Origin of the sequence: Sorangium sp. So ce302 (genome assembly GCF_051530145.1) — a bacterium.
Lineage (GTDB): Bacteria > Myxococcota_A > Polyangia > Polyangiales > Polyangiaceae > Sorangium > Sorangium cellulosum_B.
On the sequence record NZ_CP150326.1, the window covers coordinates 10,926,609 to 10,951,857 of the forward strand.

The following is a 25,249-nucleotide window of genomic DNA, read 5'->3' on the forward strand; positions in this document are numbered from 1 at the left end:
CGTACCCCGCGTACCCCGCCACGACACATCGCATTTTTGCGTCACGCGGCCAGCTCCCTGTGGCACCATGCGCGCATGACGGAGATCAAGACCTATACAGGTGGCTGTCACTGCGGGAAGGTTCGCTACGAGGTCAAGGTGGACCTGAGCAGTCCCGTGGTCATGTGCAACTGCTCGCGCTGTTCGAAGCTGGGCGCGATGCTGGCCTTCGCGCCGGTGGACCAGCTCACGCTCAAGGAGGGTGGCGACGTTCTCACCGACTACCAGTTCAACAAGAAGGTCATTCACCATGTGTTCTGCTCGGTCTGCGGCGTCGAGTCGTTCGCGCGGGGAGTCGGTCCCGACGGACAGGAGATGTGCGCCATCAACGTCCGCTGTCTGGACGATGTCGATATCGACACGCTCAAGACGATGAAATTCGACGGGAAGAGCCTGTAGTCGCGCCCGGGCTGGCCGGGTCCGCGCCGAACGCGGCCGCGGCCAGCGCACCGGGCCACGGGCCCGGACGGCGCGGCCGCGGCCGACCATCGCCAGCCTCGCGTCGGCGCTCGCGCACCTCCCGCTCGCGCCCCTGGCCAATCCGCAGGCGCGAGCCCGGGCGACACGGGTAGACTGGCGCCCGATGTCGATCGAACGAGCAAGCGCGCTCCTGGCCTCGGCCCGCTCAGCCCTCTTCATCACCGGCGCGGGGGTCTCCGCGGCCTCTGGCATCCCCACCTACCGCGGGATCGGAGGGCTCTACAGCGAGAAGGCGACCGACGAGGGGCTCGCCATCGAGGAGGCGCTCTCGGGCGAGATGTTCCAGCGGCGCCCGGAGGTCACGTGGAAGTACGTCCACCAGATCGAGCGCGCGTGCCGCGGCGCGCGGCTCAACGCAGCGCACGCGGCGATCGCCCGGATCGAGCGCCGCCTCGCGCGCTGCTGGGTGCTCACCCAGAACGTCGACGGGTTTCACCGCGGCGCAGGCTCCACGAACGTCATCGACATCCACGGAGATCTCCACCGCATCCTCTGCACGCGCTGCCCTTACGAGGCGCACGTCGACGATTACGCGGAGCTCGCCCCGTGCCCGCGCTGCCCGGCGTGCGCCGCCGTGCTCAGGCCCGATGTCGTCCTCTTCGGGGAGATGCTCCCCCTGGAGAAGGTCGAGATCCTCCGGCGGGAGCTCGCGCGGGGGTTCGACGTGGTCGTCTCGATCGGGACGTCGAGCCTGTTCCCCTACATCACGAGGCCGGTCCTGGAGGCCGCGCACTCCGGGGTACCGACCATCGAGATCAACCCGGCGCTCACCGCGGTCTCCACCGCCGTTTCGGTGCGGCTCCCGATGCGCGCTGTCGAGGCGCTGGAGGGGATCCTCTCCCGCATCGAGCCCGGCAGCTGACCGCTCGCCGGGTCCGCTCGGCCGAGCTCCGACCCCTCGCCGGCACCGACGGATTCGAGAGCAAGACCCGGAGTGCGGCGATCTTCGCGCGCGTTAAGCTCGCCTCGTGACCCGCAAGAAGCGCCGGAAGGAGGCAGACGACATGTCGAGAAAGGCCCATGCGCTCGCCGTCGGGGTGAAGAGCGACCCTCGCTGGGCAGCCGTGATCGCCCGCGACGCGAGCGCCGATGGCAAGTTCTTCTACTCGGTCAAGACGACAGGCGTGTACTGCCGTCCTTCCTGCGGCGCCCGGCCCGCGAGGCCCGAGAACGTCGGCTTTCATCCGACCGCGGCCGCCGCCGAGCGGGCGGGCTTCCGGCCGTGTCTGCGCTGCAAACCCGACCGGCCCCCTCTGGCCGAGCGCCAGGCGGCCCAGGTCGCCGAGCTGTGCCGGTTCATCGAGAGCAGCGAGCAGGTGCCGAGCCTCGAGGAGCTGGCGTGCCATGCCGGGCTGAGCGTCTTCCACACGCATCGTGTCTTCAAGGCCGTGACGGGGGTGACGCCGAAAGCCTATGCAGCAGCGCACCGCGCCAGGCGGATGAGGGCCGAGCTCGGCAAGAACGGCACCGTGACCCAGGCGATCTACGCAGCCGGGTACAGCTCGGGCGGGCGCTTCTACGAGCAGTCGAACCAGGTGCTGGGCATGACGCCCACGAGGTACCGCGCCGGAGGCGCGCAGATGGAGATCCGGTTTGCGATCGGGGAGTGCTCGCTCGGCTCCATCCTGGTCGCCGCCACGGCGCGAGGCGTCTGCGCCATCCTGCTCGGCGACGACCCGGCGGAGCTGGCGCACGATCTCGAGCGCCGGTTCCCTCGGGCCCACCTGCTCGGCGCCGATGCCGGGTTCGAGCAGCTCGTCGCAAAGGTGGTGGGCCTCGTGGAGCGCCCCCGCGCCTCGGTCGAGCTGCCGCTCGACATCCGCGGCACGGCGTTCCAGCAGCGCGTCTGGCAGGCGTTGCGGGACATCCCTGGCGGTACGACCGCGAGTTATGCGCAGATCGCCTGCTCCATCGGCGCTCCGAGGGCGGTCAGGGCCGTGGCGCAGGCGTGCGCGGCCAACGCGCTGGCCGTGGCGATCCCGTGCCATCGTGTGGTGCGGAACGATGGCGGCCTGTCGGGCTATCGCTGGGGTGTCGAGCGCAAGCGCGCGCTGCTCGACCGGGAGGCGGGCGCTTGAGCGCGCGCCGCGACGACGTCCCGATCGCGAGCCGCGTGGACGAGCGGGTGGCGGCGGCGGACTGGGCGCGCGTGTCGCGGGACCTCGACGCGCAGGGCTGCGCCGTGATCGAGGGCTTGCTCGCCCGGACCGAGTGCGACGATCTGGCTGCATTGTACGCCTGCGATGAGCTCTTTCGCAGCCGGGTGGTGATGGAGCGGCACGGGTTCGGGCGCGGGGAGTACAAATACTTCGCGCACCCGCTGCCCGCGCTGATCGCCTCGTTGCGGACCAGCATCTACCCGCGCCTCGTGCCCGTCGCCAACCGCTGGAGCGCCGCGATGGGCCTCGATGTCCAGTATCCGGAAGAGCACGCGCGCTTCGTGGAGCGCTGCCATGCCGCGGGCCAGGTCCAGCCGACACCGCTCCTGCTGCAGTATGGCGAGGGTGACTACAACTGCTTGCACCAGGACCTCTATGGCGAGCACGTCTTTCCGCTCCAGGTCGCGGTGCTTCTCTCCGAGCCCGAGCGCGACTTCGCGGGCGGCGAGCTCGTGATGACGGAGCAGCGCCCGCGCATGCAGTCTCGACCGATGGTGGTGCCGCTGCGCCAGGGCGATGCAACGGTGTTCGCGGTCCGTCATCGACCCGTGCAGGGCACGCGGGGAGTGTACCGGGTCAACGTCCGGCACGGCGTCAGCCGCGTGCGCTCGGGGCATCGCCACACGGTGGGCATCATCTTCCACGACGCCGCTTGATGGCACGCGAGGGGTCCGCAGGCGAGTCCGTCGTGCGGCAACCTCGTTGCTATTGCTTGCCGGTCGCCTCGTCCGGCTTGTTACTCGGCCGGCTCCTCTTCCCCCAGCCGGTCGAGCTCGCCCCAGAGCTCGTCCAGGTCGACCACCAGCCCATCACACCCTGGCACCGCCTCGACGCGCCCGCCCGCGGCTGCCTGCGCCCACACGTAGCGCCCGTCCGGCCCGAGCTCGTAGATCTCCAGCATCCTCGTCGCCGGATCGAGCAGCCAGTACCAGCGCACGCCGAACGCCGCGTACTCGCGCAGCTTCTCGATGCGGTCGCGGTGGACGTCGCGCGGCCGCGGCGAGACCACCTCGATCATCACGTCCGGCGGGCGCCGCATGGGCCCGCGCCGCGGCGGAGGCCTCTGCCCGGGCAGCACCATGGAGACGTCCGGCTTGCGCCCGCTGCCCTTGCGGAGGAGGTACTTGAGCTCCGAGCCGGCCACGAAGCCGCCGCGGGCCACCGCCCACGCGCCGAGCACCCGGATGAGCCACATGACGGCGGTCTCGTGGATCCAGTCCGGCACCTCTTCCTCCACGAGCACGCCGCCGACGAGCTCGCCCGGCTCGTCCTCGGCGAGCTCCAGCCAGGCCTCATCGCTGAGGCGGTCCGAGCTGTCCAGAGCAACGGCGGCGCCAGCCATCACGGCTTGTGAGGATAGCACGCTTGCGCCCCCCGGCGGCGGCAGCGCTCCCCTCCCCGGCTGCCCGCTTCCATCCCGTCACCCCGGCTCCGCCGCCGCCCCCGGCGGCGCGGCCGGTTCGGCCTTCTTCGGCTGCTTCTTCCGGCGGCTCTCCAGCCACGCCCTGCGCTTCTCCACCCACTTGGCGAGATCCTTCGCAAGCCAGCCGCCCTTCTGCCGCCCCACGATCTCCCGCAGCAGCAGCGCGGCCTGGCCGTGGCCGATGCGCATCGCGAACAGGTCGTCCATCACGATCTTCGCCCACCGCGTCCGGCGCACCGAGTCCATGTGATCGACGAACTGCTCTACCCGGAGCAGCACCTTCGTCCCGACCCCCGTCTTGCCCGTCACCACGAGCGCCGCCGTCTTCTCCTTGTCGAGCGCCTCGAGCCTGCGGATCGCCCCGTCGATCAGGTTCGCGTGCTCCGCCCACCCGGCGCCGCCCTGCTCCTTCGCCGCGCGCGTCGCGGCGAGCGCCTCGCGCAGATCGATCAGGCCGAAATCCGAGTACGACAGGAAGAACGTCAGCACCTCGCGCCGCGCCGACGCGTTGCTCTGCATCCGCTCGATCGCGGTCCTCACGCGATCCATCGAGAGCCACCGGTAGACGAAGTCGAGCCCGGTCCCCTTGATGTTCTGCGACCCCATCAGCCGCGCGTCGAACCCCGGCGGGATCTCGCGCGTGATGAAGTCGATCACCTTGTCCCCCTTCGCGTCGGCGTTCCACAGGACCGCGATGCGCTCGAGGCACAGCTCGCGGAACGCCGCGCGGAACGCCTGGTTGGCCTCGGCGTCCGCGCCCCGCGACAGCGCCGCCTCCACCTCCGCGCGCGCCTTGTCGCGGCGGGCGAGACGGCGCGCCAGCCGCGCCGCGTGGTGGACGATGTCCGGGCGGATGTCGTCCTCCCCCGCCGGCGGCGCGTGCGCCTCCAGCGCCTGCTTCACCGCCGCCTCGATCGCCTCGGGCTCCCCCTTCTTCCCCAGAACCCCGGGGCCGCCCACGATCGCCGCCGCCGCCGCCTCGTCGATCGCCGGCAGCGCGCGCAGCATCCGGGTGAGATCCTCCTCGAAGGCGCCCGCCCGCGCCGGGACGCCCAGCTTCTTCATCTGCTCGTCGAAGCGCTCGAGCGCGCGCTCCTTGCCCCCGTCGCCCGTGATCACCATGTCCCGGAGCCGCGCGTCGAGCCCCTCCGTGATGAACTGCATCATCCCGCCGAGGTTCGAGTTGATCAGCACCACGTGATCGACCCCGATGTCCTCCACGATGATCTGCGCGAACACGCGCGACCGCGCGACCCGGTCCGCGCGGTTGTTCACCACCATCACCGTCGCCTTGCCGGGCGTCGCGTCCATGTCGTGCTTGTCGAACGCGAGCCGCGTCCAGTTCGACATGAACCCGGCGCGCTCGTTCGCGCTCATCCCGTTCGAGAACGTCAGCTTCCGCCCCCGGTACTGCACCGTCGGGTACGTCTTCAGGACGCCGAGATCGAGGATCACGTGATCCGCGATCTCGACCAGCGCGAACTCGCGATCGACGCCGAAATGGTCCGCGAGCGCCAGCACCAGCGCCACGTTGCGCGGGTGCTCCTGGTACGGGAGCCGATCCAGGAGGTCGACCGGCAGGAGGTCCGCGTCGATCGGCGGGATCGCGACCAGGTTCGTCCCCTTCCGCTGCGCCTGATCCTTGAGCAGCGGGAGCATCTGCTCCTCCGTCGTGAACGACAGCCCGTCCGTGGGCATGAAACGCGCGATCACCCGGGCGACGTCCTCGCCCCCGGGGCCCTGGATGTCCTCGTGATCCGGGTAGGCGTTCGTCAGCGTCGTGATCTCGTCGCGCATCCACTCGGAGCAGAGCGTGTCCACGAAGAGCGGCTGGAGCGCCATGCACTCCCACAGGAACACCTGGGCGCGGAGGTTCCGCCCGGCCGTGAGGATGTTCCGCTGCTCCCAGATCGTCGCCTTGTCGTACGGGCGGTAGATGAAGATCTCCTGCGCCGGCAGGTCGCGCATGGCGTGGATGAACATCGCCTCGCAGCCGGTCGTCTTCACGACGACGTCGTAGCGGAGCGCGTGGAACAGCGCGGCCTTGAGCCGCTCCGAGCCGCTCTTGCCGCGCGTGCCCCAGCCGCCGATCGTGAGCGGGATGCCCCGGCGGGCGCGCTCGATCTGCGCCGCGATCCACGCGGCCCGCAGCACCATGTACGCGAGGACGAGGAACACGATCCACGCGAGCTGCGTCGGGACGTTGCCCGCCGGCGAGACGAGGTACGAGAAGAAGCCGTCGATCCAGACCGGCACCGACGGGCCGGCGAGCCAGTCGCGGCCGCTCTGGAGCAAAGGCGGCAGCGCGACCGCGAGGTACTTGCCCGGCAGGTGCGGCTCGATCGCGTACGCGCGGCCCTCGACCTCGCCCTCGGTGTCGCCGAGCGCGACCGTGAAGCCGAGCTCGCCCGTCATCAGCGTGAACTTCTTCTGCTCGGCCGGCTCCTGCGCCACGAGCGCGCGCATGCGGGCCTGGGCGTAGCGGTCGTAGCGCAGCGTGAGCAGGGCGCGGGCGCGCAGCCGGTGCGCGAGCTTGGCCGGGCCGCGCACCGTGACCGTGCCGCGCGCCGTGATGAGGCGGATCTCGCGCTGGCTCAGGCTGGCGGCGGCGAGCAGGTCGTCGATGCGGGGGACGAACGGCCCCCAGCCGCCGACGGGCGGGTAGACGTGGCGCTCGCCCGGCACGCGCGTCGGCGTGACCTCCGCCATGCCGACCGGCGGCGCGACGAGCTCGCCCGCGAACAGGCGGCCGTTCGTGTGGATCCACCCCTTGCGCTTGTCCGGCATCGGCGTGCGCATCTCGTGGATGAGCCGCCAGAGGCGGAAGCCGCGCGGCTCGCCGCGCGTGAGCACGTACCGTCCCCGGCCGCGGCGCCGCAGCGTGTACGTCATGTCGCCGCGCGACGCGACAACGAGCGCGCGCTCGACGTCCCTGGGCTCGGCGTCGTCCGGGAGCTCGACCGGCGCGCTCTCGCCCTCCAGGAGCTCCGACGCGGCGGCGAGGAGCGTCTGGCGGATGTGCTCGGCGACCGGGCGGCTCTCGACCTCGAGCAGCCGCAGCGCGGCGGCGGCCTCGTCCGACAGGTCCGGCGAGATCGCCGGGCGGCTCGCGAACTCGGCGAGCAGCTCGACGAAGGTCCCCGGAGGCAGCGGGGCGTAGGGCCCGGCGCAGAGCGTGCGCACCGCCTCGAGGGCCGCGCGGGACGCGAGCGGCGGGCCTGGCTTCGCGAGGGCGAACCGGACGGCGCGCTCGGCGAACGGGGCGGCGTCCGCGTGGTCGGTCGCGCGCCGCGAGAGCTCCCGCAGCGCGTACCCGCGGACGCGAGGCGACCCGTCGCCCTCGGCGATCTCGACGAGCGCCGTGAGGGCCTCCGCGCCGCCGAGCTCGACGAGCTGGCGCACGAGCTCCTGGCGGACGTGCTCGCTCGGGTCGTCGCGGGCGAGCAGCGCGATGGCGAGCGGGTCCGCGCCCGCGGGCGCCACGCGGGCGGGCGGCGCGCCGGCGGCGGGATCGGCGCTGAGCCGGGGCGCCGAGTCGGGCGCGGGCGTGTCGGGCGGCCCTTCGCCCTCGCGGGCGCCTCCGGAGGCGGCGGCGGCCTCGGGCGCGATGCTCGACCGGCTGGCGCGGCTGGCCTGCGCGCCGTTCCAGCGGCGCGGATCCCACGGGGCGCCGGCGAGGCGCGCCGCGCGGTCGAGCGGGATCACCGGGGCGGACGGGCGCGCCGCCGCGCCGAGGAGGCGCAGGGCGTTGCGGCGGAGGATGGGGCCGTCCTTGTCGGCGGCGTCGCGCGCGCGGAGGCGCTCGGCCAGCAGGGAGAACGCCTCGTCGGGGAACAGGAGGACGCCGATCTCGAGGGCGGCGATCTGCACCCAGCGGGACGCGTTGACCCCGCGCGACCACGCCAGCACGGAGCGGGCCGCGTCGAGCCCGAGGTGGCCGAGGCGCTCGCGCGCCGGGAGGCGGTGCAGGAGGGCGACGGCGGCGAGCAGCGCGGCCCGGCGGACGGGCGCGGGGCGGCTCGGCTCGGCGTGCGCCATGGCGAGCCGGAGGACGCCGCCGTCGCGGGCGACGTGCACCGCGTCGGACGGGTCGTCGAGGTGCTTCGCGAGGTGGGTGAGGGCGTGGTAGGCGACCTCGATCTCGTCGAGGCGGTCGGCGATGGCGGTGGCGAAGCGCTCCTGGGCCGCCTCGAGGTCGAGGTTGCGGCCGAGCGCCGAGAGGTCGCCGGCTCGCTCGACGCGCGCGGCGACCCAGCCGAGCAGGGAGGCGGCGCCGCCCCTCTCGCGTTGCTCGCGCTCTCGCGCCCAGACGCGGAGCTGCCGGGCGAGGAGCTCGCGCCGCTCGGCGGGGGTGGCGGCCGACTGGTAGGCCAGCACGAGCGCGGACTCGGCGCTGCGCAGCCGGTCGACCTCGGCGGCCGCGCCGTCGGCGCACCGGGCGAGCGCGGCGAGCAGCGCGGGCCTCGGGTGCTCCTCGTCGCCCAGATCGGCCGTGACGCGCGCGACGACCGTGGCGATGGCGCGCGGGCGCAGGCGCACCTCGATCTGGGGGAGGCTGTCCTCGATGACCTCCAGGATCGACCGCGGCGCGGCGGTCCAGGAGTCAGGCGACTCGCGCGAGCTCACGGCGCCTCCGCGAGCGCGCGAAGGCGAAGGGGACGCGCACGAGGGCGGAGGCGGCCTTGCGTCGGGGAGCGAGGGGCACCGTGCGGCGAGACCATCGGCGGGCGAGCAGCGTACACCGTCGCGCGGAGCTGTCGTGAGCCGCCGCTCGTGCGATCTGCGCGCCCCTCGCCTTCCCGCGCGCGGGCGGACGGCTCAGCCTGCCGGGGTTCGGAACGAGAGCGTTTTCCGCCCACCTCTGCCACGTGCAGAGCAGAGCGGCGGTCTCCCGCACAGGAGACGGGCCCAGATCGGCGTTTTCGGCGCGCAAGCGCACTCCGGTGCGCTGAGCACCGAAAACGCCGAGGTGGGCCCGTATCCGAAGCGGGTGACCGTCGCTCTAGGGCGAGCCCTCGGCGAACGTATCGCAGTCCTCGACGCGGCCGCCCTGCATGCCGCGCTTGAACCAGGCGACCCGCTGCGCCGACGAGCCGTGTGTCCACGTCTCCGGGTTGACCCTGCCGGTCGCGGCCTTCTGCAGCCGGTCGTCGCCGATCGCGGACGCGGCCTTGAGGGCCTCCTCGACGTCGCCCGCCTCGAGCAGGTCGCGCTTCGCCGTGGAGTGGGCCCACACGCCGGCGAAGCAGTCCGCCTGGAGCTCCATCTTCACGGAGAGCGCGTTCTTCTCGCCCGGGCGCGCGGCCTGCAGCTGGCGCAGGCGGCGCTCGGTCCCGAGCACGTTCTGCACGTGGTGGCCGATCTCGTGGGCGAGCACGTACGCCTGGGCGAAGTCGCCCGGCGCGCCGAACCGCGCCTTGAGCTCGCGGTAGAAGCCGAGGTCGATATACGCCGTCCGGTCCGCCGGGCAGTAGAACGGGCCCATCGCCGACTCGCCGATACCGCAGCCCGACCTCACGGAGTCGGTGAAGACCGTCAGCACGGGCGCCGGATAGCGCTGCCCCGTCCGGCTGAACACCTGCGTCCACACGGCCTCGGTGTCATCGAGGACGAAGGAGACGAAGTCGACGAGCCGCTCCTCCTCGGGCGAGCTCGAGCGCCCGCTCTGCGCGCCGGGGGTCGCGGACCCCTGACCGAGCCCCGACAGGAGATCCTTCCCGAAGACGAGCGAGAGCACGAGCAGGATCACCGTCCCGCCGATACCGAGCTTCGCTCCGCCGGATGCGCCGCCGGATGCGCCGCGGAGGTCTCGGAGGTTCGCACTGCGTTTCCCAGGTGTCCAGCGCATGGCCAGCGCATGTATAGCGTGGACCGCGCATCGGGTGAAACCTTAGCTTTCGGTCAGGACGTGGGGCATCGCTCACCTGGTCGTGGCGCCGGCGTGGTCACCCAGGCCCGCCCGTGCCCGCTACGGGCCGAGCACCGAAGCCGGCCCGCGTCGAGCATCGTCGACCCAGGTGAGACCCGTAAGGGGCCATTCCCATGGCGATGGCTGGGCGGTTACCATCATCCACCCCAGCATCATCAGACATCAATGTGCCAAATATGGCATCATGAGCTCCCAATCAACATCGCTACCGCGTTCAAGCTCGTCAGGGACTCCGGCCGCGCGCTCCGGCGAAACCAGCTCCAGGAAATGTTTGTAGCTCGCTGCCTGCACCATCGGATCCTCATCCCGCGCGACGGACTGAGCCAACGCGCGTAGCACAATGTCCCGGTCTTCGCGACTCGACGCGGAGAATGTTGCAAAATTCCAGAGAATACTCGACGCCTTCAGGCGACAGTATAGATCGGCATCTTGATGCAGCATGTGGATCACAGCATCCACGTAACTTCGCCTTCCCCAGAGCGCGACCAGGACGGCCGCCGCCCTCTCGCGGAGCGCTGGCTCCCCATGCTGCAATAGCATAGCGATGGCCTTTTCGTGTTGGTACAGACGCTCTGAGCCAATTCTCGAAACAGCAGAGGCTCGATCCGTTGCAGCTGCGCGCTCATCGTAAATTAGCCGCCCGTCCTGCGCGCCCGATTGGTTCTTTCTCATTTGATTACCTTGACGTCAAGAATCGCTTCGCACGCGCGTGAAACTCTGCGAGGGATTCAGCCTGCGCGGACAGGAGCTTGCGCGGTGTCGATGGCGCATGAACGGCACGATCGGCTCACCCACCTCACCGGCCTCGGCATCTTTATGTGGCGCATGGACATGGTGAGGATTATCCACTCGACGTGGACCAGCGACGCGCGCGCCGGGCTGCACGACCACCGCGACGGGCTCCCTCACCTTCTGGCAGGGAGAGAGAGCAGTAATACAGGGAGGGGGAGAACAGTAACATGGGTCCGATTCGGTTTTGGAGCTCCGCCTGACCGGAGTCCCGGAGCTCCAAGAGCTCGCATAGAAAGATCGCCGTCGGGACCATCAACGAGCTTGAGCGCAATACCGTCAATGAGCTCGTTCGTCGGCAACCGAGAAGAGCAGCCAGGCCGCCGTAGAGCTTTCACTCATCCTTGCTCTCCCACCCCTCAGCTCGCGTCTTAAGAAGCGCGGCTCGTAGCCCCCCCCCGGACGGTCGTGCGCGGCCGCCGGGCTCGCCGCGCGGCCCAGGAGTTGACCGCGCACCGCCTTCGGTAGGAACCTCCGGCGGCACACGTATACCTCTATATCAGAGCTGACTGCACTCCAAATACTCAATAGAGAGCCCTACACGCAAATAGCAGGGATAAGACGCTCGAGATACCATGTAAAATCAACGACACCAGAAACCCCCTGCACATCGCGCGTATTGATAGTAAGACTGACCAACAAACTATCATCACTTGGATTCAAAAGAAATTCCCCACCGGACCCCGTATCCTCATACACCAAGGAAACGCCAACCAGCTCCCCCTCACCCTCCTTGCTCTTGATTACGGCGACCACCTCTGGCCACCGATCAAGCTCCGCCCACTGCCAATCAAACTCACCACGATCTCCCACTGGCAAATAGTTTATATGCCCATGATCATCATAGGACCACCCAGCAGCAAGCAACGAGCTCACGACACCATAAACATTCAATCTGAGCTTCGAAACAACAGCAACAATGGATGCCGATCGACCCATCCAAACCTCCGCAGCTTACTTCAGGACCTCGGTATACGGCGCCGCGCTGCTGGCCGACCAGTATGCCGTCGTCCCGTAGGGGTGATGCTCCTCGTAGCCGATCACGAGCCCAGCCCCGTCGACCTCCAGCGACGCCGACCCGAGGTGGTTGTCGAGCTGGTAGCGCACCCGCGGCGTCACCGTGAACGGCCCCGAGGTGTCCACCGTCTTCGTCTCCACCATCGCCACCCGCCGCGCGCCATCCATCACGTGCAGCATCTGCCGCTCCAGCACCAGCCCCGAGATCATGCGCCTCTGGTACACCTCGCAGCCGCCGGCGTAGATGCGCTCGTCCACAAGCCCGCAGTGCTCCCAGATCTTGCGCACGCGCTGACCGGCCGCGTCGTAGTCGTAATAAACCACGCCGCGGCCGCCGAGATTGGTGCTCCGCACCTGGTCGTTCTCGTCCCAGGTCAGCGCGGCGATGTGCCGCATGGCCGTCATGTTGCCGTGCGCATCATGCGCATACGTCGCGCTGAACGGCCCGTCCGGCAGATCCCCCGGCTTGCTGATGCTTGTCAGTCGGTTGCTCGCCGCCTCGTAGGCATACCGGCGGATCCCGGTCACTGTGCCGGCGTGATAGCTTCTTCAGTTCCGTGGCCGCTGGTGAGATGTTGTCCCGCCAGGCGCTGTCGTGTATCGGCGCCGCAGCGGGGCCTTTGGAGATCCCCTGTCAGTCTTCACTTGCCTGCACGAAGTGCATCCCCGTTGTCAGGTCGTCCTCTGGCCGACCATCAATCGCCTCGACAGAGAGGCCGTGAATTCCTTCCTTTGCGGCCTCGTGGCCCAATCCAACGGCCAGGCTAATAACTTTGTATCGCCGTCCTGTTTCAACACAGACCACCAGATCACCTCGACTCGGCAAACCAGCATCGACATTTACGAGCAATATTATCAAATTGCTAACATTGCTTCGAGACGCCACGGTCCATTTAATCTCCTTCATAACCTAATGCGTCCTCCAATGATTCCACGCGTCCAGGTAGTGGTTCACCTCGGCAAGTGTCCATCGAACCGATCGAATCCTCAGCAATCTAACCTGCGTCTCCATCTCATTTTGTCGGATTGACTCATAAGTTGGCAAGAAATCCGGCGACCATCCGGTCTTGCGATGCTGCCCCAGGTGCGTCAGCTCCTCTATGACAGTCGTACGCGCAGGGTTTGGCAGCAAGACGACGGTCCCGGGCTTCCCGCCAGGCCCGGGAATGTACATCCCACGTGCGTTGTTGTCCGCGAGCAATTCCTCGCTGTAGAGAAAGTAGACCCCTTCCTTTGAGAGGTTCGCTTCGATTCTCGCAAGCTTCTCTTTGTCGAATGGGACATCTCCCGAGCCTTTCGCGGTCAATTTGCCCGTGGCAGCGCCGGTCGCGGGGACATCTTTTCCTGGAGCAGCACCTCCCTGGGTCAATGGGAGACTCATCTTTGCCGCCGTCCAGGCAGACCGCGCTTCGGCGCGTAGCAGGAGAACCGCTCCGAGTGTCTGGATGGTCCCCACAACCGCCCCGAGGAGAGGGTTCTCCTCCGTCAGATAACGATAGACGGCGGCGGTCTCCGGGGACATCCTGTCCGCCGGGCCACCGCTGCTCCTGCCAGGCGACACATAGGTAGCTCCGGCCGGGCCTGCTCCTCGTCCGGGCGGGGTCGAGTGAGTCGCTCCCGGAGACGATGTGCTCGTCTCGGGAGGCGGCGCAACCTGTAGCTCACCGATCTGCTTGATGCCCTTCCTGTCCCCGAAGATGCTTCTCGTCCTATGCTGGACAGGCTTCACCGTGTCATCGTCAGCGGATACGGTCTTCAGCTGAAGCCTCAGGCTGGCCTTGAAGTCATCGGCCTCCTTCGAATCGGTCCCGTTGGGGTCCACCAACTGTATCGGGTTCCCCCGCACGTACTCGTAGAGGTTTGGCCCATCCACCATCCCCGCCGGATCTGCGCTCGTCCACCTCCCCAACCACGGCGCGAAGTACCTCGCCCCGTGGTAGTACAGTCCCGTCTCCTCGTCCTTCTCCCTGCCCGTGTACCTATATCTCCGCTGCGAGACCTCGATTCCCGATGCCGCCGACCAGTACGCCGTCGTCCCATACGGGTGGTACTCCTCGTAGCCGATCACAAGCCCCGCCCCGTCGACCTCCAGCGACGCCGACCCGAGGTGGTTATCGAGCTGATACCGCACCCGCGGCGTCACCGTGAACGGCCCCGACGTGTCGACCGTCTTCGTCTCCACCATGGCCACCCGCCGCGCGCCATCCATCACGTGCAGCGTCTGCCGCTCCAGCACCAGCCCCGAGCTGTTGCGCCTCCGGTACACCTCGTAACCGCCGAGGTAGATGCGCTCGTCCACGAGCCCGTTGTGCTCCCAGACCTTGCGCACGCGCTGGCCCGCAGCGTCGTAGTCGTAATAGACATCGCCGCCGCCGTCGAGATCCGTGCTCCGCACCTGGTCGTTCTCGTCCCAGGTCAGCGCCGTGATGTGCGGCATCGACGTCATGTTGCCGTGCGCGTCATGCGCATAGGTGCGGAACGGCCCGTTCGCCGGATCCCCGGTCGTGCTCGTCAGCCGGTTGTTCGCCGTCTCCTCGTCGTACGCATACCACCGCGTCCAGCTTCCCGCGCCCGCCTGGTGCACCATCCTCACCAGGTTGCCCACCGCATCGTAGACGTATTGCTCCGTATAGTTCCTCAGCGCCTGCGCGTCGTTCGCGTGCGGTAGCGACTGGATCGGAAGGTCGTTCTGGTCCCGCTGCACGTCGGCAATCCCGCCCGCATGCTCCCGCCCCGTCGCCTCGATCAGCCGGTAGACCGCGTCGTACACGTACTGCGCGCTCGGCGATACCACCGCGTTGTTGAAGAACACCGTCTGCTGCGCGCTGTCCCCGATCTCCACGATGTTCCCGACCGGGTCGTACACATACGTGAGGTTCTGCAGCACCGCGCTGTCCGAGCTCCGCGTCGTCTTCAGGCGCGAGAGCCGGAACGTCAGCGGGTCATACGTGTACACCGTGAATGTGCCGTTGCCGTACGCGATCCGCTCGCGCTGCCCCTTCGCGTCGTAATCGATGTTGTCGACGAACGTCGTCCACGTCGCCGCGCCTCGAATCCGCGCCTCGATGCGCTCGAGCAGGCCCGCGTCGTTGTACGTGGGCTTGATCTCGCTCGCATCCAAGGCCGTCAGACCATCCGGCGCCGTCACGCTCGTCGGCCGGTTCAGCGCGTCGTACGCCGTCTCCGTGCCGAAGCTCTCGGTCTCCAGCAGCGGCCCGGCCGCCGTCGCGATGGCGGCCACATCCGTCAGCGCGGCCAGCACCGACCAGTCGACGTCCGCGTGCACGTCGCTGCGCAGCCGGCGCGACGCCTGCAGCAAATTTCCCTTGAAGTCGTACTCCAGGCTCGTCACCACGCCCGCGCCATCATACACCTGGTACGGCCTGCCGCGCAGGTTCAGCGCCGTCGCCTGCGGATGAGCTTCGCCGTAGACGTAACGGCGCGCCAGCCGCTCGCTGCCCGAGCCCAGCCGCACGTGCTCGTGCGTCGGCCGGCGCAGCGCATCGTACGACGAGCGGTAGACGAACCCTCGCCCGTTCCAGGCCCGCAGCCGCTGTCCTGTCGCGCCCGCCAGCATCCACCGCTCGCCGCTGTCGTTGCTCTTCTGATACAGCAACTGCCCGCCCAGCCCGAAGCGATGCTGCATCGCCTGGTTGTCACGCGCGTCCGTGATCTGGAGCGGCTGCCCCTCGATATCGAGCGTCGTCTGGGTGATGTACTCCCCCTCGGTCGCGTTGTCCGCCACCGTGCGGAACACCCGCCCCAGCGCGTCCAGGTGGCTCACCGCCGGCGTACCCGCGTGCGCCGCGGCCAGATCCGCCGCACGGCGCTCCGGGTCGCCCTGGGGCAGCGCCTGCCGCGCCGCGTACCATGAGCTCTCCAGCACCGTGTCGTTCGGATCGTACGACGTCTGCTTCCACGCATCGAACACCACCCTGGAGAACGTGCCATTGGGCAGGTCGGTCCGGATGAGCCGGCCGAGCGGATCGTACCGCAGGATCGGCGTGACCCCCCACTCCACGAGCTCCGTTTCATCCTCGTACTCGTTCGTCGCGCTGAAGAACGGCTCGTACTGCTTGACCGGATTTCCCTTGTTGTCGAGCACCGTTCGCCCGGTGCCGACCCAGCGCGGCGTCGCGTGCGAAAAGACCAGGTCGCCCTGCGCGTCATGCACCAGCGCGCCGTTCGCGTCGCGCTCGGGCGCGAGCCCCGGCTCCGCCTTCACCTTGCGCAGCACCTCGTTGCCCGAGCCGTCCGAGTAGATGTACGTGTCCAGCCAGCGCAGGCATGGGCGTCCGGTTAGCAGAGCGGACGATTCTGCCAATAAAATCGATCGGTTGACCGCAGCGGCCCGAGGACGATCGACATTTCGATCACAGTCGGCGATCGTGCGGCCATGGCGAAGCCCTCCGATAAGCCCACATCGGCGCCGCCCGCGGTGCCGGTCCCCTTTCTCGCGAAGTACCACGAGCTGTTCGACGCGGAGGCCCTGTGGGCGGCGGCGCGGCAGATGGGGGCGGTCACGCGCGACCGAAAGGTCGATGTGAGCGCCTTGGTGGAGGCATTCGTCTTGGCGATGTCGGGTCTACCCGGCACGCAGACGACGATCTTCGCCAACGACATCCATCTGACCGGCCAGGACTTGGCGCCCTCGGCCTTCGACCGCTTCACGGTGCCGTTCGCGAACCTGATGGCGGACGTGACTCGCCGCGCGATGGCCGCGGTGCGGGCGGTCGACCCCTCGTTGCGCGATGTGGCGGAGATGAAGCGTCTGCTCGAGCACTTCTCCGACGTCCAGGTGGCCGACTCGAGCTGTCAGGTGCTCCGCAAGCTCGCGGCGTGTTGGTCGCCTTCGACAAGCCCCAAGCGCCCGGCTTCGTTCAAGATTCATGCGGTCATCTCGCTCAAGGACCACCTCCGATCGAGCACCACATCTCACCCCAGCGCGAGCACGACAATCCGCACCTGGACGAGTCGGTCCTGACGCCGGGCGCCCTGTTCTTGGCGGACCTCGGCTACGTCGATCACGAGCGGCTTCTGCGCCTCAAGGCACGTTGCGTGCACATCCTCATGCGGCTCAAGGCCAGTCAGGACCCGCGCATCGCGCGTGTTCGTGTCGGTCGAGGCGACAAGCGTTTCTGCCGCGGAATGAAACTCGATGAGGCGCTCGCGACGGGGGCGCTCGACTTCGAGAAGGGGCGTCTGGACGTGGATGTCGTCCTCGCCGCGCGCGTCGACGGGAAGCGCGTCGAGGGAACCTTTCGCGTCGTCGGGATCGCGCCCACCGACGGCGGCGAGGACCGCTATTACCTGACGCTCAACCGCGCCGTTCCCATGATCCTCGCACTGCGCATGCGCGGCCAGAACGTCGATCTGGCCGAGATGGAGCGACGGATGCTGCTGCTCGCCAAAGTACTGGGCAAGTCCCGCCGGCAGCGCCGAGAGCGCTCCCGCAAGGCAAAACGCGCGGGAATTGCCGCGGATTCTTAACCGATCGCCCATGCATCAAGGGGCATAAAATTGCTTACCAGCTACCAACATCGACGGGTCGCAAGCTCATCGCTTTGCTGGCAACGACAGACGTATTTCAAAAGGCGTATCAGGTGCGCTAAAACGCTCACGAACGTCATCGGGCAAGGGAACTCCCAGCTTCTCAAGTGCCGTCAACAGGCCAACGATCTCGTATTTCCTGGCCTCCGTCAGCGTCCGAAGTCGCTCCACCATAAGATCACCAGCCTGCACGACGCCGGCGGCAGCAAGATTGCTGGCAACAAGACTCAGATAATCATCATCATCACGAATCACATCAAGCAAATACGGCACCACCGAGTACACCTTCAGATTAAGCAGCACAACGGATCCCAGCACGCGCACCTCCTTGCACGTGGCAGATTCCACGACCTCCTGCAGCGGCCCAACAACAATATGACCAAAGCGCACCAACCTCTCTGCAATCAAGAAACGGTTGGAACTGCGCACGAATCCTTCGACAATGAGCCTACCGGCGTCATCCAAGCCCACAGCCAACGCACCGAGCGCATCTATCTGCTCATCGATGCGCTCGCTAACAACCTTACTCAGAGGAGTATTCAGATCTATACCGCAGTTCATCGCAACCTCTTGATGATAAAATCATACTCTTTCAGAGTAGAATTACCGGGAATACTGTAAATGTTTCTTGCGGCAAGCTCAGGAGTGACCCGAGCCCCCTGCGTGAATGCGGCCTCACCAGAAAACTGTACCACGAAGGACTGCTTCTCACCAAAAACACCGATCTGGTTGAGCTCCCCCACGGTCGCTTCGTCCCCGAGCTTGGTGACGAAGATCCTTCCTTTTTCTCCCGCCAGAAACTCGTTCGATCCTACTCCAAACCGCAATTCTCTGACAATTACCTGCTGTCCCACACTGAGACGATTGCCTACTATACCCGTGACTCCTTCAACGCCCTTGGCATCGGTGAAGTGACTTATGACATCACCTTCCCCCATGGCGAGCGGTCGCGGCGGAGGTAGCAAGCGAGGACCTGACGTTGACAGCGCTCCAGCGGCAGTTCCTCCTCCATTCGCTGCGCCTTCTCCAGCACCTCTTAAGCTGAGTCGCTGACCAGGAGATCTACCGCTCAGGAGTGCGCGAACGTCCATGGTGAGCAGTGCGAGGCCACCAACCGACTGAATTCCCTCCACGACCGCTCCTGCGGTCGGATTCTCCTCCGTTAGGTACTCGTAGACGGCCTTTGTCACCGGGTCGGGCATTCGATCGGCCCCGTTGCCGCTACTCGTCCCATGCGCCTCAAAGGTCGCGTCCGGAGAATGTATGCGACCGGGCGCCGAGTACGTCGATGGCGTCGCCTCCTTAGGTTCGGGCCGCACATGCTCCACTGTAGTGACGCCAGTGCGGATGGCTTCGAGCTTGCCCCGCGACAACGAAGCCACGACTCGTTCATTGAACTTTCCTGTGGCCGACGCACGAAACTCCGCGCGCCCTTCTTCGGTGAGAGCTTTAAGATGCCGATGCAACTGTACGTCAGTCATCTGACCGATCTGCCTGTCGGTCGCGCTCTCCTGGCCACCGGGATCATGCAACCGAACGGGATTCCCTATCACGTACGCGTATAGATTCGGGCCATCCACCACCCCCGCCGGATCCGCGCTCGTCCACCTCCCGAGCCACGGCGCGTAGTACCGCGCCCCGTGGTAATAGAGCCCCGTCTCCTCGTCCTTCTCCTTGCCCGTGTAGCGATACCGCTTCCGGCTCACCTCCACCGCGCTGCTGGTCGACCAGTACGCCGTCGTCCCATACGGGTGATACTCCTCGTAGCCGATCACGAGTCCCGCCCCGTCGACCTCCAGCGACGCCGACCCGAGGTGGTTGTCCAGCTGATAGCGCATCCGCGGCGTCACCGTGAACGGCCCCGAGGTGTCGACCGTCTTGGTCTCCACCATCGCCACCCGCCGCGCGCCATCCATCACGTGCAGCGTCTGCCGCTCCAGCACCAGCCCGGAGCTGTTGCGCCTGCGGTACACCTCGTAGCCGCCGAGGTAAATGCGCTCGTCCACGAGCCCGTTGTGCTCCCACACCTTGCGCACGCGCTGCCCCGCAGCATCGTAGTCGTAATAGACATCGCCGCCGCCGTCGAGGTCCGCGCTCCGCACCTGGTCGTTCTCGTCCCAGGTCAGCGCCATGATGTGCGGCATCGACGTCATGTTGCCGTGCGCGTCATACGCATAGTTGCGGAACGGCCCGTTCGCCGGGTCCCCGGTCGTGCTCGTCAGCCGGTTGTTCGCCGTCTCCTCGTACGCATACCACCGCGTCCAGCTTCCCGTGCCCGCCTGGTGCACCATCCTCCGCAGGTTGCCCACCGCATCGTAGACGTACTGCTCGGTATAGTTCCTCAGCGCCTGCGCGTCGTTCGCGTGCGGCAGCGACTGGATCGGAAGGTCGTTCTGGTCGCGCGGTGCGTCCGACAGCCCGCCCGCATGCTCCCGCCCCGTCGCCTCGATCAGCCGGTAGACCGCGTCGTACACGTACTGCGCGCTCGGCGATACAACCGCGTTGTTGAAGAACACCGTCTGCTGCGCGCTGTCCCCGATCTCCACGATGTTCCCGACCGGGTCGTACACATACGTGAGGTTCTGCAGCACCGCGCTGTCCGAGCTCCGCGTCGTCTTCAGGCGCGCGAGCCGGAAGGTCAGCGGATCGTACGTGTACACCGTGAACGTGCCGTTGCCGTAGTCGATCCGCTCTCGCTGGCCCTTCGCGTCGTAGTCGATGTTCTCAACGAACGTCGTCCACGCCACCGCGCCTCGAATCCGCGCCTCCACCCGCTCCAGCAGCCCCGCCTCGTTGTACGTCGGCTTGACCTCGCTCGCATCCGAGGCGGTCAGGCCATCCGGGGCGGTCAGGCTGGTTGGGCGGTTCAGCGCATCGTACGCCGTCTGCGTGCCGAAGCTCTCGGTCTCCAGCAGCGGGTCAGCCGCCGTCGCGATGGCAGCCACATCCGTCAGCGCCGACAGCACCGACCAGTCGGCGTCCGCGTGCACATCGCTGCGCAGCCGGCGCGAAGCCTGCAGCAGGTTGCCCTTGAAGTCGTACGCCTGGCTCGTCACCACGCCCGCGCCATCATACACCTGGTACGCCCGCCCGCGCAGGTTTAGCGCAATCGCCTGCGGATGCGCTTCGCCGTAGACGTAACGGCGCGCCAGCCGCTCGCTGCCCGAGCCCAGCTGCACGTGCTCGTGCGTCGGCCGGCGCAGCCCATCATACGACGAGCGGTAGACGAACCCACGCCCGTTCCAGGCCCGCAGCCGCTGTCCTGTCGCGCCCGCCAGCATCCACCGCTCGCCGCTGTCGTTGCTCTTCTGATAGAGCAGCTGCCCGCCCAGCCCGAAGCGATGCTGCATCGCCTCGTTGTCGCGCGCGTCGGTGATCGCGAGCGGCTGCCCCTCGATATCGAGCGTCGTCTGGGTGATGTACTCCCCCTCGGCCCCGTTGTTCGCCACCGCGCGGAACACCCGCCCCAGCGCGTCCAGCTGGCTCACCGCAGGCGTGCCCGCGTGCGCCGCGGCCAGATCCGCCGCGCGGCGCTCCGGATCGCCCGTCGGCAGCGCCTGCCGCGCCGCGTACCATGAGCTCTCCAGCACCGTGTCGTTCGGATCGTACGACGTCTGCTTCCACGCATCGAACACCACCCTGGAGAACGTGCCATTGGGCAGGTCGGTCCGGATGAGCCGGCCGAGCGGATCGTACCGCAGGATCGGCGTGACCCCCCACTCCACGAGCTCCGCTTCGTCCTCGTACTCGTTCGTCGCGCTGAAGAACGGCTCGTACTGCTTGACCGGATTTCCCTTGTTGTCGAGCACCGTTCGCCCGGTGTCGACCCAGCGCGGCGTCGCGTGCGAAAAGACCAGGTCGCCCTGCGCGTCATGCACCAGCGCGCCGTTCGCGTCGCGCTCGGGCGCGAGCCCCGGCTCCGCCTTCACCTTGCGCAGCACCTCGTTGCCCGAGCCGTCCGAGTAGATGTACGTGTCCAGCCAGCGCGGGTTGCCCGGTCCGTGCTGCTCACGGGCGCGGGCGTGCACCATGTTCGGTTTGCCGGTGAGCTGGAATCGCTCCAGGTCATACGCGAACGTGGCAGTCGGGTCGGCGGGCGTGTCGCCCTGGCCAGCCCCCGGCTTGCCCATCACCGCCAGCAGCGTGACCCTCCCCAGCGCGTCGAAGCGCACCTCGCTCACGTTGCCGTTTGCGTCCGTGAGCTGCCGCGGGGCGAGGACGCGGTAGTCGGGGACGGCTTCCACGACATTGCTCAGCGGATCCGTCACCTGGGTCACGAGCAGGCGATACGCGTCATAAACGACCTGCGACGCATTGCCGAACGGATCGACGAACGTCGTCGGCAAGTAGAAGTGAGCCGCCGAAGGCACCGCCCGCCCCGAGGGCACCCAGTAGTCCGCATCACCCGAGAGCTGGAGATAGCCTCCCTCTTCGAGCATGCCGCTCGTGACGCGAGAGCCGAACACGGACGTGATCAGCGAAGGGGTGAGGATCTTGGCAAAGGTCTCATATGGCAGCGCCCTGCTGCCGACCTCGCCGAACGGCAGCGGCGCCGTGACATCGTCGCTCCAGTACCTCGTGCGCGCGTGCTGCAACAGGCGCTTCTGGAACGACCCGCTCGGCGTGCCGTCGTAATCGAGGTGCGTCGCGCCATCCGCCGCGTCGAGGACCGCTTGGAACCCGAGCACCCCCTCCGAGCCGAGCGGCAGGCCGTGCAGCTCGTAGGTCCGGGTCGCGGTCGGGACCCCGATCCGATAAGCACCCTCCTCGTCCGGGATCAGGTGCTCCACATCATTCTCCGTCAGCGTCGCCTTCCCCTGCCCCTGCTCGGGGAACGCCGTCCCCGCCGCCCGTCGGCGATACCCGATCTGCGCCGTCCGCTTGACCGCGCCGTAATCGTCGACCTCCAGCGTGAGCGCGTGCGCGACCCTCGGATCGCTCTCGCTGCGCTCGTAATGGTACTCCAGCGCCTCGCGCGCATGGGCGAAGAACACGGCGTGCGCACCGCCCACCGCGGGCTGGAGACGCCGCATCGCGTAGCTGTGCTCCTTGACGACGTACGGACGCGGCTCCTCCGCCGACCCGTCGAGCGCATAGACCTCCTGGCGGAGGGGTCGCCCCTTGAGCGCCCGGCACGCCTCGCGCATCTCGACGGCGCGCAGCTCCTCGGAAAGCACCGTATCCGCCAGACGGACCGCGCCCGCGTCGCCGGCGTAATACTCGCTCTCGTACTGCGCCGAGATCCTCGCCCCCTCGATCCAGGCGCCGGTATGGAACCACGTCTTCGTGAGCACCGGCGGCAGGTGCAGCTCGGGATCGGCGTTGGCCGCGGGCGGCGCGAAGCCGGTGCCGCTGAACGCCGAGAACGACTCGGTGTCCCGCTGCTCCACCATGCCGAAGCCGCGCATCTCCCGCTCCACCCCGTCGTAGTCGCCGTGGTGGTAAGCATACGTCGTCACGAAGCGATGCCGCGAGACGGCATCGAACACCTCCACGTGCTCGATGACGTGCACCACGAACGGGAGCTTCGTCACCCACGGGCGGCCCGCCGCCCGGTCGGCGAGGTAGAACTTCGTCGACGGGGCATACGTCACCGTCGTGGTTCTGCCGAGGTTGTTGGCGACCGACGTCAACAGATGCGGTTTCTTGCTCCCGAGCAGATCGATGTAGCGCACCGCGGGGCGCGCCCCGGGCAGCGACGAGGCCCACACGAGGCACCCCGTCCCGGAGCCGAGCAAATCGATCACGTCGACCGCCGCGAGCTCGCTCACGTCGGGCAGCGGCGGCAGGATCACCGGCGCAGCCAGCGTGTTGCCGGCATTGTTCGCATAGAAGCGCACGCCGTCCGGGTGCAGGTAAAGGATGTCGGTCGTCCCCGAGCCGTCCACATCGGCGAGGCGGATGCGCTTCGGATCGAAGCGGCCCTCGTGATCGAACCGCATGCTGCCGCCCATCTGCACCTTGGCGCCGAAGCGGCAATGGCCGAGGTTGGGCCAGTAACACACGTTGCCGTTCCGGATCCGCACGAGGTCCACCAGCCCGTCGCCGCTCATGTCGGCCAGGAAGATGCTCTGTGCGGCGTCGGCGAAGACGAGCGACGGCCCGCGCTCCTCGTCGCTCGGACGCGCGATCGTGATCGGCCGGTCGAAGCCGCCCTTGGCGAGCGACGGATACCACGTGAACGTGTCGGGCCCCGTGATCAGGATGTCCTCGTGCCCGTCGCCGTTGAGGTCGATGAGGCGGAGGTTCGGGTCGCTCCAGTCGACGTTCGGCTGCGACGCGAACGGGCGGAACGGCGCCCAGCCCGCGTCGGTGCGGTCGAAGTAGCCCGCCGCCGGCCACTCGAACACCACCATCTCCTTGCGCCCGTCCCCGTCGACGTCGAGCAGCTGCCCGCCGTTCAGGACCGCCGGCCGCGACGGCAGCGGCCGCGCCGGGGACAAGAGGCCGCCGCCGAGGTTCTGCTTGTAATACAGCGCCTCGCCCTCCTCGATCAGCAGACCGGGCAGCCCCTCGCCGTCGAGATCGACCCACCGCCGCCCAGACCCCATCGTGCCGCCGGGCAGGTCGCGCAGACTCTCGGGGTCGAGCGACTTCACCTCGCGGTGAATCACCGGCTCGTTGTACGTCAGCGCGATGGACGGGAGCGCCTCGCGGCTGTACGCCTGGGTCTGCGGATCGCGGACATATCCCGCCTGCGTCGCGGTGGCGAGCCGCGTCAGGTAAGCGTTCTCCGCATACGTGAGGTCGAGCGACCGCACGAGACACGGCGTCTCGCCGAGCTCGGATATATGGTGAAACATCAGCACGCGACGGCAGAGCCGGTACGTGCGGATCTCGAAGCCGGCGCGGTATGCCGAGAACGGGTCCTGGCGGACTGGCCACGGGGCGCTCCCCACAGGCGTGGGTTCCGCGGCATCGTGCTCGCCGTAATCGAAGACGACCTCGAACAAGCTGCTCTCCGCGTCGCCCGGCACGGTGTTCCCGTAACGGACGCGCTTGAGATAGCGGTTCGCGACGGCCGCGCGGCCCGCGTGGCGGTGGCTCTCCGCCGCCTCGTCGCGCGCCACGCCGGTCAGGTCCTCCGCCTTGTAGTCGTAGACGACGACATTACCCTTGTCGTCCCGCGTCTCCTCCAGCAGCCATGAGAAGATGCGCGCAGGCCTCGCCGGGTCGGCGATCCGCGCGGGCTCGCTCCGCCCGTAGACGCTCGTTATGTTGTCCGGCGTCGTCGCCGTCCAGTACACGTTCCCGCTCGCCTTGACCTCGCGGCGCTCGATCCGCGCGAACGCGCCCTCGACGCGGGGACGATAGCGGATGACGCGCTCGCTCTCCGTCTCGTACCGGTCGAGCTCCGCGCCGTCGAGCGACCTGGCCGGCACCAGATCCTCCGCGCCGGACAGGACGAACACATCGCTCTCGTGCGCGTCGTCGTAACGGGGAAGGCCCTTGTCGGTCTTTCGCGTGATGCGCGGGATCGACAGCTGCCAGCCGGCGCCGAACGGGCCATTGCCAGCCCCGGAGTCGTACGTCACCGCCAGTGCTGGCCCGAACCCCGCGCGGCCGGGGCTCAACGGCAGCGGGATCGAGAACGAGCCTGTGCCCGTCACCGGGTTCGCGGAGAATTTCTCATCCACCCCGCGGATCGCGCCGCCGCCCTTCGGCAGCGCGGGCGCGGGCAGCTCCGGCGCCTTGGGCGCGCCGGGGAGGCCCTTCGGAGCCTCGGTGTTTTTACCAGACCCCTCTCGGGCGAGGGACGCTGGATCTCGGCTCTTGCCGCGGGCTCCGCCGTCCGGCGCGGCCGGTGATGCTGCCTGCGCAGCGGTGGTTTCCTTCTTGGGCTCACGAGCGTTCATCCGTCTC

16 protein-coding genes are annotated in these 25,249 nt (G+C 68.1%); 6 read left to right on the top strand and 10 right to left on the bottom strand.

What is annotated here, in order from left to right:
- The first annotated feature begins 75 nt into the window (after positions 1-75).
- From WME73_RS41410 to WME73_RS41425, 4 genes are all read left to right on the top strand, one after another.
- The gene (locus tag WME73_RS41410; RefSeq protein ID WP_437917494.1) at positions 76-438 is read left to right on the top strand and encodes a GFA family protein; all 363 of its coding nucleotides are present in this window, start codon (positions 76-78) and stop codon (positions 436-438) included.
- Between the two features lie 184 nt (positions 439-622).
- Positions 623-1,381 (top strand): NAD-dependent deacylase, encoded by a 759-nt coding sequence (locus tag WME73_RS41415; RefSeq protein ID WP_437913150.1) that lies wholly within the window; start codon positions 623-625, stop codon positions 1,379-1,381.
- A gap of 142 nt (positions 1,382-1,523) precedes the next feature.
- Positions 1,524-2,597 (top strand): bifunctional DNA-binding transcriptional regulator/O6-methylguanine-DNA methyltransferase Ada, encoded by a 1,074-nt coding sequence (ada, locus tag WME73_RS41420; RefSeq protein WP_437913151.1) that lies wholly within the window; start codon positions 1,524-1,526, stop codon positions 2,595-2,597.
- Positions 2,598-2,620: 23 nt separating this feature from the next.
- Positions 2,621-3,334: a 2OG-Fe(II) oxygenase gene (locus WME73_RS41425; protein WP_437917495.1), complete on the top strand. Its 714-nt coding sequence runs from the start codon at positions 2,621-2,623 to the stop codon at positions 3,332-3,334.
- An 80-nt stretch (positions 3,335-3,414) separates the two neighbouring features.
- On the opposite strand, the gene WME73_RS41430 is transcribed toward WME73_RS41425, so the two are convergent.
- From WME73_RS41430 to WME73_RS41465, 8 genes are all read right to left on the bottom strand, one after another.
- Positions 3,415-4,020 carry a Uma2 family endonuclease gene (locus WME73_RS41430; RefSeq protein WP_437917496.1) on the bottom strand — a complete coding sequence of 202 codons (606 nt, stop codon included), beginning with the start codon at positions 4,018-4,020 and terminating at the stop codon, positions 3,415-3,417.
- A gap of 78 nt (positions 4,021-4,098) precedes the next feature.
- Entirely contained in the window at positions 4,099-8,727 is a 4,629-nt protein-coding gene (locus tag WME73_RS41435; protein WP_437913152.1) for a capsule biosynthesis protein CapB, read from the bottom strand.
- A 376-nt stretch (positions 8,728-9,103) separates the two neighbouring features.
- Positions 9,104-9,949 (bottom strand): KPN_02809 family neutral zinc metallopeptidase, encoded by an 846-nt coding sequence (ypfJ, locus tag WME73_RS41440; RefSeq protein WP_437741760.1) that lies wholly within the window; start codon positions 9,947-9,949, stop codon positions 9,104-9,106.
- Between the two features lie 243 nt (positions 9,950-10,192).
- On the bottom strand, positions 10,193-10,702 hold the full coding sequence (locus tag WME73_RS41445) for a hypothetical protein (RefSeq protein WP_437741761.1): 510 nt from the start codon (positions 10,700-10,702) through the stop codon (positions 10,193-10,195).
- A gap of 654 nt (positions 10,703-11,356) precedes the next feature.
- Positions 11,357-11,758, bottom strand: a complete 402-nt coding sequence (locus tag WME73_RS41450) for a hypothetical protein (RefSeq protein WP_437741762.1) — start codon at positions 11,756-11,758, stop codon at positions 11,357-11,359.
- A 15-nt stretch (positions 11,759-11,773) separates the two neighbouring features.
- Entirely contained in the window at positions 11,774-12,364 is a 591-nt protein-coding gene (locus WME73_RS41455) for a hypothetical protein (protein ID WP_437741763.1), read from the bottom strand.
- Between the two features lie 106 nt (positions 12,365-12,470).
- A complete protein-coding gene (locus WME73_RS41460) occupies positions 12,471-12,743 on the bottom strand; it encodes a hypothetical protein (RefSeq protein WP_437741764.1) in 273 nt (90 codons plus the stop codon).
- 3 nt (positions 12,744-12,746) lie between these two features.
- The gene (locus WME73_RS41465; protein ID WP_437741765.1) at positions 12,747-16,160 is read right to left on the bottom strand and encodes an RHS repeat domain-containing protein; all 3,414 of its coding nucleotides are present in this window, start codon (positions 16,158-16,160) and stop codon (positions 12,747-12,749) included.
- A 72-nt stretch (positions 16,161-16,232) separates the two neighbouring features.
- Between WME73_RS41465 and WME73_RS41470 the strand changes: the two genes are divergently transcribed.
- Both WME73_RS41470 and WME73_RS41475 read left to right on the top strand, forming a co-directional pair.
- Positions 16,233-16,820 (top strand): hypothetical protein, encoded by a 588-nt coding sequence (locus WME73_RS41470; protein WP_437913153.1) that lies wholly within the window; start codon positions 16,233-16,235, stop codon positions 16,818-16,820.
- A 17-nt stretch (positions 16,821-16,837) separates the two neighbouring features.
- Positions 16,838-17,326, top strand: coding sequence for a hypothetical protein (locus WME73_RS41475; RefSeq protein ID WP_437741767.1), 489 nt, complete (start codon positions 16,838-16,840; stop codon positions 17,324-17,326).
- Positions 17,327-17,392: 66 nt separating this feature from the next.
- On the opposite strand, the gene WME73_RS41480 is transcribed toward WME73_RS41475, so the two are convergent.
- Together WME73_RS41480 and WME73_RS41485 are read right to left on the bottom strand one after the other, a co-directional pair.
- Positions 17,393-17,947, bottom strand: coding sequence for a hypothetical protein (locus WME73_RS41480; protein ID WP_437741768.1), 555 nt, complete (start codon positions 17,945-17,947; stop codon positions 17,393-17,395).
- Positions 17,944-25,242, bottom strand: coding sequence for a SpvB/TcaC N-terminal domain-containing protein (locus WME73_RS41485; protein WP_437913154.1), 7,299 nt, complete (start codon positions 25,240-25,242; stop codon positions 17,944-17,946). Before WME73_RS41485 ends, WME73_RS41480 begins: the two co-directional genes overlap by 4 nt.
- Positions 25,243-25,249 lie beyond the last annotated feature (7 nt).

Coding starts and splice junctions, on each gene's coding strand:
- WME73_RS41410 (WP_437917494.1), top strand. CDS start 76: ATGACGGAGATCAAGACCTATACAGGTGGCTGTCACTGCGGGAAGGTT.
- WME73_RS41415 (WP_437913150.1), top strand. CDS start 623: ATGTCGATCGAACGAGCAAGCGCGCTCCTGGCCTCGGCCCGCTCAGCC.
- ada (WP_437913151.1), top strand. CDS start 1,524: ATGTCGAGAAAGGCCCATGCGCTCGCCGTCGGGGTGAAGAGCGACCCT.
- WME73_RS41430 (WP_437917496.1), bottom strand. CDS start 4,020: ATGGCTGGCGCCGCCGTTGCTCTGGACAGCTCGGACCGCCTCAGCGAT.
- ypfJ (WP_437741760.1), bottom strand. CDS start 9,949: ATGCGCTGGACACCTGGGAAACGCAGTGCGAACCTCCGAGACCTCCGC.
- WME73_RS41445 (WP_437741761.1), bottom strand. CDS start 10,702: ATGAGAAAGAACCAATCGGGCGCGCAGGACGGGCGGCTAATTTACGAT.
- WME73_RS41450 (WP_437741762.1), bottom strand. CDS start 11,758: ATGGGTCGATCGGCATCCATTGTTGCTGTTGTTTCGAAGCTCAGATTG.
- WME73_RS41460 (WP_437741764.1), bottom strand. CDS start 12,743: ATGAAGGAGATTAAATGGACCGTGGCGTCTCGAAGCAATGTTAGCAAT.
- WME73_RS41470 (WP_437913153.1), top strand. CDS start 16,233: ATGGCGAAGCCCTCCGATAAGCCCACATCGGCGCCGCCCGCGGTGCCG.
- WME73_RS41480 (WP_437741768.1), bottom strand. CDS start 17,947: ATGAACTGCGGTATAGATCTGAATACTCCTCTGAGTAAGGTTGTTAGC.
- WME73_RS41485 (WP_437913154.1), bottom strand. CDS start 25,242: ATGAACGCTCGTGAGCCCAAGAAGGAAACCACCGCTGCGCAGGCAGCA.